This is a genomic window from Mycobacterium sp., from assembly GCF_049673265.1.
In the GTDB taxonomy this organism is placed as follows: Bacteria; Actinomycetota; Actinomycetes; order Mycobacteriales; family Mycobacteriaceae; genus Mycobacterium.
The window spans coordinates 1-9,714 of sequence record NZ_JBATXN010000504.1; the positions used below are offsets into that span (position 1 = coordinate 1).

Below are 9,714 nucleotides of genomic sequence, written 5' to 3' on the forward strand. Positions count from 1 at the left end.
CATATCTACCGACGGTCAGCCCGGGACAGCGCTACGAATTTCGGGTGTACGGGCCGTTCGAGCCGTCGGCCGGTCATCGTTGTGACCCCAGCAAGCTGTTGCTCGACCCGTACGGGAAATCGTTCGAGGGCGAGTTCACGTTCGACCAGGCGCTGTTCTCCTACGACCTGGCCGCCGCAGCCGAGGACCCCGCCGCGACCGGCGCTCCCCCGCATGTCGATTCGCTCGGCCACACGATGACCAGCGTCGTCATCAATCCGTTCTTCGACTGGGCTACCGACCGTGCGCCGCGCACGCCGTATCACGAGACGGTCATCTACGAGGCACATGTCAAGGGGATGACCGAGACCCATCCAGGTGTCCCCGAAGCCCTTCGCGGCACCTACGCCGGTCTGGCGCATCCGGCGATCATCGATCACCTCAAGTCGCTGAATGTCACCGCGATCGAACTGATGCCGGTGCATCAGTTCCTGCACGACCACCGGCTGCTGGAGTTGGGACTGCGGAATTACTGGGGCTACAACACTTTTGGGTTCTTCGCCCCGCACAGCCGGTATGCCGCGAACCCGCGCGGCGGTGGTGCGGTGCCCGAGTTCAAATCCATGGTCCGCGCGTTTCATGAGCAAGGCATCGAGGTCATCCTCGACGTGGTGTACAACCACACCGCCGAAGGCAATCACCTCGGCCCGACGATCAACTTCCGCGGCATCGACAACGCCGCCTACTACCGGCTGGTCGATGAAGACTTGCGGTTCTACAAGGATTTCACCGGCACGGGCAACAGCCTCAACGCCCGCCATCCGCACACCTTGCAGCTGATCATGGACTCGCTGCGGTACTGGGTGACCGAGATGCATGTCGACGGCTTCCGATTCGACCTCGCGTCCACGTTGGCCCGCGAGTTTTACGACGTCGACCGGCTGAGCGCGTTTTTCGACCTGGTGCAGCAGGATCCGGTGGTCAGCCAGGTCAAGCTGATCGCCGAGCCGTGGGACGTCGGCGAAGGCGGGTACCAGGTCGGCAACTTCCCGGGTTTGTGGACCGAGTGGAATGGGAAGTATCGCGATACTGTGCGTGACTATTGGCGGGGCGAACCCGCGACCCTTGGCGAATTCGCGTCCCGGCTCACCGGGTCGTCAGACCTCTATGAGGCGACCGGCCGGCGGCCCAGCGCCAGCATCAACTTCGTTACCGCCCACGACGGCTTCACCCTCAACGATCTGGTGTCCTACAACGACAAGCACAACGAGGCCAACGGTGAAGACAACCAGGACGGCGAAAGCTACAACCGGTCCTGGAACTGCGGAGTCGAGGGTCCAACCGACGACCCGGAAATCCTGGACCTGCGTCGCAAACAGATGCGCAACATCATGGCCACGCTGATGCTGTCCCAGGGAACTCCGATGATCGCGCACGGCGACGAGATGGGACGCACCCAGCACGGCAACAACAACGTCTACTGCCAGGACTCCGAGCTGTCCTGGATGGACTGGTCGCTGGTCGACAAGAACAGCGACCAGCTGGCGTTCACACGTAAGGTGGCCGCCCTGCGCAAAGACCATCCGGTGTTTCGTCGCCGCCGGTTCTTTGAGGGACGTCCCATCCGCAGCGCCGACCAGGTGCGCGACATCGCCTGGCTGACGCCCGCCGGCGACGAGATGACCTCGGAAGATTGGGAACGCGACTTCGGCAAGTGCATCGCGGTGTTCCTCAACGGCGACGCCCTGCATGAGCCCGACGCCCGCGGCGAGCGAGTGGTCGACGATTCATTTCTGCTGTGCTTCAACGCCCACGACCATGTCGTGGATTTCGTCATACCCCGTGACGAATACGCCAAAGAGTGGACAGCGGAACTCGACACCACCGATTCCACCGGTGAGGTGAAGCTGGTCGTGCACGACGGCGACGAAGTCTCGCTGCCCGGCCGAGCGCTGCTCGTGTTCCGTAAGACTCAGTGACGCATGGCATTTCCCGTACTGTCCACCTACCGGTTGCAGCTGCGGGGTGAGTCGAGCGGGTTCGGGTTCACCTTCGCCGACGCCGAAAACCTGCTCGACTATCTCGCCGAGCTCGGGGTGTCGCACCTGTACCTGTCGCCGATCCTGACGCCGGTGGCTGGGTCGCCGCACGGCTACGACGTCACCGACCCGACGACGGTGTCGGACGAGCTCGGCGGCCCGGAGGGACTGGCGCGCCTGTCGGCGGCGGCCCGGGCGCGCGGCATGGGACTGGTGGTCGACATCGTCCCCAACCATGTCGGGGTCGACAAGCCGGAGCAGAACCCGTGGTGGTGGGATGTGCTGTGGCACGGCCGGTCGTCGACCTACGCACCGTATTTCGATATTGACTGGGACCTGGCCGACGGCCGAATAGTGTTGCCGGTGTTGGGTTCTGACGACGACATCGCCGATTTGACCGTCGACGGTGATCTTTTGCGGTTGGGTGATCTGGCGTTCCCGATCGCGCCGGGCACTGGTGAGGGCACTGGCGCCGAGGTGCACGACCGCCAGCACTACCAGCTGGTCGGGTGGAAGCGCGGAGTGTGCGGCTATCGGCGGTTTTTTTCGATCACCTCACTGGCCGGCCTGCGCCAGGAAGACCGGTCGGTGTTCGATGCCAGCCACGCCGAAGTGGCCCGCTGGTTCGCCGAAGGGCTGGTCGACGGAGTGCGCATCGATCACCCTGACGGCCTGTCGGATCCGGCCGGATATCTGACTTGGATGCGAGAGCTGGTGGGCCAGGACGCCTACATCGTGATCGAGAAAATCCTCGCTGTCGACGAGGCGCTGGAGCCGACGCTACCGATAGCCGGCACAACGGGTTACGACACGCTTCGGGAGGTCGGCGGGATTTTCGTCGACCCGAACGGCGCGCCGGCGTTGACGGCGTTGCTCGAATCCGCGGGTGTCGACTACCAAGACATGCCGGCCATGCTCGCCGACCTCAAGTCCGCAACGGCAACCGAGACGCTGGCCAGCGAGCTTGGCAGGCTGCGGCGGTGCATCGTCGCGGCGGCCGGCGCCGACCATCCCCGACTACCCGCGGCGGTGGCCGCACTGCTCACACACATCGACGTCTATCGCAGCGATTACCGCTGCTTGGCGGCAATCCTGCCCGCAGCACTGGCGGCAACCCAGTCTGCTGCACCGGATTTAGACGTTCCGCTGCAGCTGATCGCGAGCGCGTTGGCCGACGGCGGTGAGCCGGCGACGCGGCTGCAACAGCTGTGTGGCGCGGTGACCGCCAAGGCCGTCGAGGATTGCCTGTTCTACCGCGACGCCCGGCTGGTCTCGCTGAACGAAGTTGGCGGCGAGCCACATCGGTTCGGCGTCGGTGCCGCGGAATTCCACCACCGCGCCGCGGCCCGCGACCGACTCTGGCCGCACGCCATGACGACGTTGTCGACCCATGACACCAAACGCGGCGAAGACGTCCGAGCCCGCATCGGTGTGCTGTCGCAGGTGCCGTCGCTGTGGGGCGAATTCGTCGCCCGCTGGGAAACTGCAACCCCCGCCCCCGACCCCGCGACCGGGTTATTTCTGTGGCAGAACATCTTCGGTGTCTGGCCGGCCAGCGGCGAGGTTACCGACGAAGTGCGTCAGCGGCTACATGCCTACGGCGAGAAGGCGATACGAGAAGCCGCCTGGCATACCTCCTGGCAAGACCCGGACGCCGAATTTGAGAGTGCTGTGCACGCCTGGGTGGACGCTGTGCTCGACGGCCCGGTGGCCCGCGAGCTGACCAGCTTGGTGGTGCGACTGCAGCCGCACGCCGAGAACGACGCGCTGGCCCAAAAGCTGCTCTCGCTGACCGTGCCCGGTGTCCCCGACATCTATCAGGGCACCGAGCTGTGGGACGACAGCCTGGTCGACCCGGATAATCGACGCGCGGTCGACTACGGGGCGCGGCGTCAGGCTCTGAAGTCATTGCAGCATCCGAAACTTCGGGTCATCAACGCAGCCTTGCAGTTGCGCCGCGGCCGTCCCGACACCTTTCTGGGCGGCGGCTACTACCCGGTGCTTGCCACGGGGACCGCCGCCGATCATGTGGTGGCGTTTCTGCGCGGTGGCGACGTGCTTGTCGCGGTCACCCGCTGGACGGTGCACCTCGAACAATCCGGCTGGGGCGACACTGTGGTAGCGATCCCGGAGGGTGTGTGGACCAACGCGCTGACCGGGGCGGTGGTCACTGGAGCCGCAGCGGCCGCCGAGTTGTTTGCCGAATTGCCGGTGGCGCTGCTGGAGCGCACATGATGGCGCAATTCGCCGTTTGGGCGCCCAAACCGGGCCAGGTGCGCGTCGAGGTCGACGGTGAGATACATCCGATGACACGCGGTCCGGACGGCTGGTGGCGCACCACTATCGACACGACAGCAACAAGCCGCTACGGATATCTCCTCGACGACGATCCGACGGTGCTGCCCGACCCGCGATCGCCCCGCCAACCCGACGGCGTGCACGGCCGCTCGCAGTTGTGGGCACCGCCAAACGGGGCGTGGACGGACAGCGGCTGGGCCGGCCGGTCGGTGCAGGGTGCGGTGATCTACGAACTGCACATCGGCACCTTCACGCCCGAGGGCACCTTCGACTCTGCGATCGAAAAGCTGGACTATCTGGTCGATCTCGGCGTTGATTTCGTCGAGCTGATGCCGGTCAACGCATTCTCCGGCACGCATGGCTGGGGATACGACGGAGTGCTGTGGTTTGCCGTACACGAACCCTATGGCGGGCCCGACGGATTGATCCGGTTCGTCGACGCCTGCCATTCTCGCGGGTTGGGCGTGCTGATCGACGCGGTGTTCAACCATCTCGGCCCGTCCGGCAACTACCTGCCACGATTCGGCCCGTACTTGTCGTCGGCGAGTAATCCGTGGGGGGAAGGCATCAACATCGCCGATGCCGACTCTGACGAAGTGCGCCGCTACATCATCGACTGCGCGCTGCGCTGGATGCGTGATTTTCACGCCGACGGTCTGCGACTGGACGCCGTACATGCTTTGGTGGACACCACCGCGATCCCTCTCCTGGAAGAAATGTCCGCCGAAACCGATGCGCTGGCCGAGCAACTGGGCCGGCCGTTGTCGTTGGTCGCCGAGAGCGACCTGAACGACCCGCGGATGATCACACCCCGTCACAGCGGCGGGTACGGGATGACCGCGCAGTGGGACGACGACATTCACCACGCCATCCACACCGCGGTGTCCGGGGAGCGCCAGGGCTACTACGCCGACTTCGGATCGTTGGCGACGCTGGCAAAGACGTTGCGCAACGGCTTCTTCCACGCAGGCACATATTCGTCGTTTCGACGACGACGCCACGGACGACCATTGGACACCACTGAGAACTCGGGCGTCCCCGCCACCCGGCTGCTGGCTTACACCTGCACCCACGACCAAGTCGGCAATCGCGCGCTCGGAGACCGCCCGTCACAGAACCTCAGCTACGGCCAGTTGGCGGTCAAAGCCGCGCTGGTGCTCGGGTCCCCCTACACGGCAATGCTTTTCATGGGAGAGGAATGGGGAGCGTCGACTCCATTTCAATTCTTCAGCTCCCATCCAGAGCCCGATCTGGCGCGCGCCACCGCCGAGGGTCGCAGGAAGGAGTTCGCCGATCACGGGTGGGACGCCGACGAGATTCCTGACCCGCAGGACCCGCAGACCTTCCAGCGCTCGAAGCTGGAGTGGGATGAGGTTGACACCGGTGAACATGCCCGGCTGCGCCAGGTCTACCAGGACCTGATCACGTTGCGGCGCAATGAAACTGATCTGGCCGACCCCTGGTTAGACCACCTGGTCATCGACTACGACGAGGCCCGGCGCTGGATCGTGATGCACCGGGGCCAGTTGGCGATTGCCTGCAATCTAGGCGGCGAGACGGTGGGCGTTCCGGTGACTGGCGACGTGGTGTTGTGCTCCGCTACCCCCAACATCGCCGCGACGACCGCCGAGCTGCAGCCATATTCGTTCGCGATCCTGCGGTTTGTGGATAACTGACTACCCGCGGAGCCGCGCGCGGAAGATGATGCGCGGATGAGTCATCACGAGCTATTGCCGATTCCACCGATTGAGACCGCCAACGATCCCGTTCACTGCGCAGCCGATCTGCGCCAACGGTGGCGCGCGCTGATGGGGCCGTTAGGATTTGAGAAGCGGCTGTTGTGGTTCGGTCTGATCGGGCCGGATCGATGCTTCACCAAAAAGCTCTGCCAGGTACCGATTCGTCCGCGGCCGCAGGGCCCCATCTTGTGGAACCTGATGTCGTCCCTGCGCACGCTGCTTGACGATCTGGGACCGGGAACCACGGTGGCCATGCTGCTGACCGGGCCAGGGCGTGGGCCGGTTTCATCTGCCGACCGCATGTGGTCGAAAACGCTGATTGACGTGGCCGAAAGGTTTGCTGTTCCGTTGGAACCGATCTTCCGCGCCAACGACGACTCGGTTCTGCAAGTCGAGGTCGCGGCGGCGTGATCGCTGTCGACGTTATACCGGGCACTAGCGCGACCACATGGCGCCCGGCGGCCACATGTGAGCCCAGCGCCGAGATCGACGTTATGCAGACCCCTTCTCGAACTTTTGCTGCATAACGTCGATCTCGGCGAAGACGTCTACAGCAGGTAGCGGTAGGCCGCCGAACCGGGCTGGATTGTTTCGATTTGCATGTCCGTGGCCCGCATCCGTTGCAATAGGCCGTCGTAGTCCGCAGCCGAGCCGAGCTCGATACCCACCAGCGCCTCACCGGTCTCCCGGTTGTTGCGCTTGACGTACTCGAACAGCGTGATGTCGTCGTTGGGTCCCAACACCTCGTCCAGGAACCGACGCAGCGTACCGGGCTCCTGCGGGAAGTCGACCAGAAAGTAGTGCTTGAGACCCAGATGAACCAGCGAGCGCTCCAGCACTTCGCCGTACCGTGACACGTCGTTGTTGCCGCCGGAGACCAGGCACACGACGAGGCTGTCCGGCTCGACGTCAGCTTCCAGCAGACCCGCGACCGACAGCGCGCCTGCCGGCTCGGCCACGATGCCCTCGTTTTGGTACAGGTCCAGCATGGCGGTGCATACCGCCCCCTCGTCGACGGTGGTGATCGACACCATGTCGCCCGCAGCGGCCAGCGCGGCGTACGTCAGCGTTCCTGCCCGCCTGACCGCCGCGCCGTCGACGAACTGGTCAACGTGGTCCAGGGTCACTGGCTCGCCGGCGGCCAGCGCGGCCATCATCGCCGCGGCGCCGGCAGGTTCGACACCCAGCACCGCGGTGTTGTTCGTCCGCTCGGCGAGGTAGGTGGTGATGCCGGCAACGCAGCCACCGCCGCCCACCGGGACCACAACCAGATCCGGCTCCGCGTCGAGCTGATCCAGCAGCTCCACGGCGATGGTCCCCTGCCCTGCCATCGTGCGCAGGTCGTCGTACGGCGGCACCAGCGTGGCGCCGGTGCGCGCCACGTCAGCCAGCGCCGCCTCGGCCGCCAGATCGTACGTCGACCCGCCCACGATCAGCTCGATGAATTCTCCGCCGTGATACCTGATGCGGTCGCATTTCTGCTTCGGGGTCTTGGCCGGCACGTAGACACGCCCGTGCACACCCAGCGTCCGGCAGGCGAACGCGAAGCCCTGCGCGTGGTTTCCCGCCGACGAGCAGACCACGCCCGCGGCCAGCTCCTCGTCCGACAACTGCACCAACAGGTTGTAGGCGCCGCGCAACTTGTACGAGCGCACTACCTGCAGGTCTTCGCGCTTGAGGTAGACACTGGCCCCGGTCGTCGCCGACAACCGGTCGCTGAACTGGAGCGGTGTGGGCGTCACGACCCCGGCGATTCGCTTCGCCGCGGCGTCGATCTCGGCCGCAGACAGCGGCCCACCACCCGGGGTGCTAGGAGTCTGGCTCAGTTCGGCGGACACTGGTTAATGGTGCCACCCAGCTGCAAGTTCACTGCGCAGGGGTGAGCACAAAGACCGGAATCTGCCGATCGGTCTTCGTCTGGTACTCGGCGTAGTCCGGCCATGCCTCCACCGCACGCTCCCACCAGACCGCCTTCTCGTCGCCGAACACCTCGCGGGCGTCGTAGTCGCGGGTCACGCCGCCATCCTGCAGCTCGACCCGCGGGTTCTTCGCGATGTTGTGGTACCAGACCGGGTTCTTCGGGGCTCCGCCGAGCGAGGCGACGACGGCATACTGGCCGTCGTGCTCGACCCGCATCAGCGGAGTTTTACGGAGTTTGCCGGTCTTAGCGCCCACCGTGGTCAACAGGATGATGGGCTTGCCCTTCATATCGGCGGCCTCGGCCCCGCCGGATTCGGCAAACTTCTCGGCTTGTTCTCGGGACCAGTCCCACGGGCTCGGAGCGTATTCACCTCGAAGTGGCATGCAACCACCTTAATCGCGCTGAGACCACGGTGTGACGCCCGCCGTGTAGAGTCTGCGAGCGATACCGACAATCCACGGTCAGACACGGCGTAGAGCCGATAAAGCAGGTGCTCAGACAGATGCTCCAGCTGTTCAACTGGCCGCTGCGCGCCTTCGCGCGACCAGGTCCACCTGCCATCCCGGCCACCCCCCGGTAAACGTCGATGGCCATCACCGAAATACCCGAATACGCCCATCTGAGCGACGCGGATGTCGCCGCGCTCGCGGCCGAGTTGGACACGATTCGTCGCGACATCGAGGAGTCGCGGGGCGTCAAGGACCGTGAATACATCCGTCGCGCCATCGCCTTCCAGCGATGCCTCGAGGTCGCGGCGAGGCTGACCATCCTTGCCACGAAAACCAAGTTCGGCTGGGCCGTCGGAACCGTCGCGCTGGCCGTGGCCAAGTGTGTCGAGAACATGGAACTCGCCCATAACATCACCCACGGTCAGTGGGATTGGATGAACGACCCGGAAATCCATTCGGCTACCTGGGAATGGGACATGGTCGGTCCCTCATCGCACTGGCGGTCCTCGCACAACCACCTGCACCACAAGTTCACCAATGTCATCGGCATGGACGACGACCTCGGCTTCGGAGTCATGCGGGTCACCCGCGACCAGGAATGGCGGCCAGGCAACCTGTTGCAGCCGTTGCGCGCAGTGCTGCTGGCGGCCGCCTTCGAATGGGGTGTCGCGATGCACGGCCTGTATTCGGTCCAGCGTCGGGAGACCACAGAGGCCGGTAAATCTGCCCACACCAAAGCAATGATCCGCAAAATGGCACGCCAGGCCGGGAAGGATTATGTCCTCTTTCCTGCTTTGAGCCGCGGCCGGTGGCGTCGCACACTGGGAGCAAACGTGGTGGCGAACGGGCTTCGCAATGGGTGGGCCTACATCGTGATCGTCTGCGGTCATTTCGCTGACGGCGCGGAGAAGTTCACCGCGTCGGTGTTGGAGGACGAGACAAAACCGGAGTGGTATCTGCGGCAGATGCTGGGTAGCGCGAATTTCCGGGCCGGGCGGGTGCTGGCGTTCATGAGCGGAAATCTCTGCTACCAGATCGAACATCACCTGTTCCCTGACCTGCCGAGCAATCGCTTACCCGAGATCGGCGAACGGGTTCGCGCGCTATGCGTCAGCTACGACTTGCCTTACACGACGGGTTCCTTCCTCCGCCAGTACCTACTCACGGTGCGCACGATCTGCAAATTGGCGCTGCCGGCCCGGTTTCTTTCCGCGTCCTCCGACGACGCACCAGAAACGGCCTCCGAGAACAAGTTCCGGAATGTCAAGAAGCGACCGCAATCATCGTTC

Annotated in this window: 7 protein-coding genes; 5 read left to right on the forward strand and 2 right to left on the reverse strand. The window is 64.6% G+C overall.

Annotated features, from left to right (window positions below):
• From glgX to WBF82_RS17370, 4 genes are all read left to right on the forward strand, one after another.
• The coding region (gene glgX, locus WBF82_RS17355) for a glycogen debranching protein GlgX (protein ID WP_424384201.1) at positions 1-1,958 on the forward strand (1,958 nt) is incomplete at its 5' end.
• 3 nt (positions 1,959-1,961) lie between these two features.
• Positions 1,962-4,253, forward strand: coding sequence for a malto-oligosyltrehalose synthase (gene treY, locus WBF82_RS17360; RefSeq protein ID WP_424384202.1), 2,292 nt, complete (start codon positions 1,962-1,964; stop codon positions 4,251-4,253).
• On the forward strand, positions 4,253-5,992 hold the full coding sequence (gene treZ, locus WBF82_RS17365; protein ID WP_424384207.1) for a malto-oligosyltrehalose trehalohydrolase: 1,740 nt from the start codon (positions 4,253-4,255) through the stop codon (positions 5,990-5,992). Before treY ends, treZ begins: the two co-directional genes overlap by 1 nt.
• A gap of 36 nt (positions 5,993-6,028) precedes the next feature.
• On the forward strand, positions 6,029-6,466 hold the full coding sequence (locus tag WBF82_RS17370) for a hypothetical protein (protein ID WP_424384203.1): 438 nt from the start codon (positions 6,029-6,031) through the stop codon (positions 6,464-6,466).
• 137 nt (positions 6,467-6,603) lie between these two features.
• Here the strand turns inward: WBF82_RS17370 and ilvA are convergent, their stop codons facing one another.
• Together ilvA and WBF82_RS17380 are read right to left on the reverse strand one after the other, a co-directional pair.
• Positions 6,604-7,893: a threonine ammonia-lyase gene (ilvA, locus tag WBF82_RS17375; protein ID WP_424384204.1), complete on the reverse strand. Its 1,290-nt coding sequence runs from the start codon at positions 7,891-7,893 to the stop codon at positions 6,604-6,606.
• Between the two features lie 28 nt (positions 7,894-7,921).
• Positions 7,922-8,359 carry a nitroreductase family deazaflavin-dependent oxidoreductase gene (locus tag WBF82_RS17380; RefSeq protein ID WP_424384205.1) on the reverse strand — a complete coding sequence of 146 codons (438 nt, stop codon included), beginning with the start codon at positions 8,357-8,359 and terminating at the stop codon, positions 7,922-7,924.
• A 203-nt stretch (positions 8,360-8,562) separates the two neighbouring features.
• On the opposite strand from WBF82_RS17380, the gene WBF82_RS17385 reads away from it, so the two are divergent.
• Positions 8,563-9,714: fatty acid desaturase family protein (locus WBF82_RS17385; RefSeq protein ID WP_424384206.1), on the forward strand; the 1,152-nt coding region annotated here is incomplete at its 3' end.

Coding starts and splice junctions, on each gene's coding strand:
- treY (WP_424384202.1), top strand. CDS start 1,962: ATGGCATTTCCCGTACTGTCCACCTACCGGTTGCAGCTGCGGGGTGAG.
- treZ (WP_424384207.1), top strand. CDS start 4,253: ATGGCGCAATTCGCCGTTTGGGCGCCCAAACCGGGCCAGGTGCGCGTC.
- WBF82_RS17370 (WP_424384203.1), top strand. CDS start 6,029: ATGAGTCATCACGAGCTATTGCCGATTCCACCGATTGAGACCGCCAAC.
- WBF82_RS17380 (WP_424384205.1), bottom strand. CDS start 8,359: ATGCCACTTCGAGGTGAATACGCTCCGAGCCCGTGGGACTGGTCCCGA.